This is a genomic window from Streptomyces sp. NPDC033221, assembly GCF_055577005.1.
The window spans coordinates 1-1,713 of the sequence record NZ_JBVIQN010000095.1; the positions used below are offsets into that span (position 1 = coordinate 1).

Sequence of the window (1,713 nt, forward strand, 5' to 3'; positions counted from 1 at the left end):
AAACGCGTGCAGTACCGGCCCGACCTCATCGACGGCTACCTCACCGGAACCGGACTGGACCTCAACCTCGCGTAACCCCCACCGTTAAAGATCTCTAGTTAAACCAAACGTCGAAGATAGAGGCCTTTGAGACCTTGAGGCCTGTTAGTCGCTCATAAAGGTCGACAGCCTGATCTTCAGTCAGTGCGCACAAGTAGTCGCATATCGCGCGAGAGCGGCGCTCGATATCGCTTGCGTGAGGAGCCGCACCTCGGGACTCCGCGTCGGAGATAGCGTTCTCAATCTCCACCAGCAAGACTGGCTTAGCCGCATTATCGTCACGCAGGCATTCGAAGATCCCCGCAATTATCCTTCGCTGCCCTGACTGGGCCACCTTAAGTGGCGACTTTTCGATCACATGGAGGAAGGTCAGATTCTTTAGGATCTCCACTTCATACTGGGCGGCAATGTCAACTTCCATATACGGGGGATGGTCATTCGCCGTGAGCTGTACTGCGTTGGCCGCATCGTCGATGAGATTCGACATCAGGGCGTAGAGTTTTTTCCGATCGTCAATCCTATCCCCCCACGGCTCATCCGGAAGCTCTCGTTTACAAAGGCGCTCGTATGCTGATTCGAGCTGCTCTCGGTCGTAATCCTTTCCTCGCCCCTTCATGAAGTCGAGAATGGCCTCCCCGCTCAGGTCATCTCTGAATGTGTGTAGCGGAATCAAGTTGGCCCTAAAGTAATCGGAGATGTCATGAGTTGCGTAGGACACGTCGTCAGCCCAGTCCATCACGATCGCCGCTGAGCTTCTTATATCCCCTTCGAGGCCGCCGCGAGCGAACTCGAAGACGTCACGCTCCCTTTCATACACGCCCCACTTGCTTCCCCGGCTGCGATCATGCCAGGAGACTGCCCAGTGCGACGGGAAATCCTCAAGGAATATTGGATACTTGAGAATAGAATTTAGGCTTGCCCGAGTGAGGTTGAGGCCCAGGCAGTCGCCCCGGACGGCGATCTTACTCACTATCCTAAAAGATTGGGCATTCCCTTCGAAGCCGCCATTTTCCGGACCCACTAGTCCGTCTAGGACACTCTCGGCTATATGCCCGAATGGAGGATGTCCAAGGTCATGCGCAAGTCCCGCCACCTCCACGATGTCAGGGAAATCATCCGCGCTCACTTCGCAATTGAAACCATCGAGGCCCCTGAGGCGTTCCGCCATGCGGCGGCCCAATTGGCCAACCTTCAGGCTATGAGTCAAGCGATTATGCAGGAGTTGCCGCTCGCGCACTGAGGCGACCTGCGTGATTCCATCAAGTCTGCGAAATGCGGACGAGTAAAGTAGTCGATCCCGGTCGCGCTGGAATTGGGACCTGTACTCGACATGTTTCGACGCTTTATCCTCGGTATTGTTCGCGCGCACATCGGGAGGAAACTCGTCATTGATTGATGCATCCACGATGACCACCTGACATGCAAGTTATTCGTGACCATACGTAACCAATCGTGCCTCATTTCGATCCACCTCGCATCTCAACTGCAGAGGTGAGATCGCTCCCTACTCAGCCCAAGGGCAGTACCGCCTGCGGCTGCCTGACGGACCGCAGCAGCTCTGTGACCCAGGGCAGCCCCATTACTGACCTTGAATGCGTGATGTCGTCATGGTGGGGCGGGGATGAGTCCGGTGCCGGTGAGGCAGCCGTCGATGACGTCGCTGCGGTACTGGAG

The 1,713-nt window shown here is 56.1% G+C and carries 1 protein-coding gene; it reads right to left on the bottom strand.

Going from position 1 to position 1,713, the window contains the following annotated elements:
- Positions 1-94 precede the first annotated feature (94 nt).
- Entirely contained in the window at positions 95-1,453 is a 1,359-nt protein-coding gene (locus ACZ53K_RS42655) for a deoxyguanosinetriphosphate triphosphohydrolase family protein (RefSeq protein ID WP_468848534.1), read from the bottom strand.
- Between the last annotated feature and the right edge of the window lie 260 nt (positions 1,454-1,713).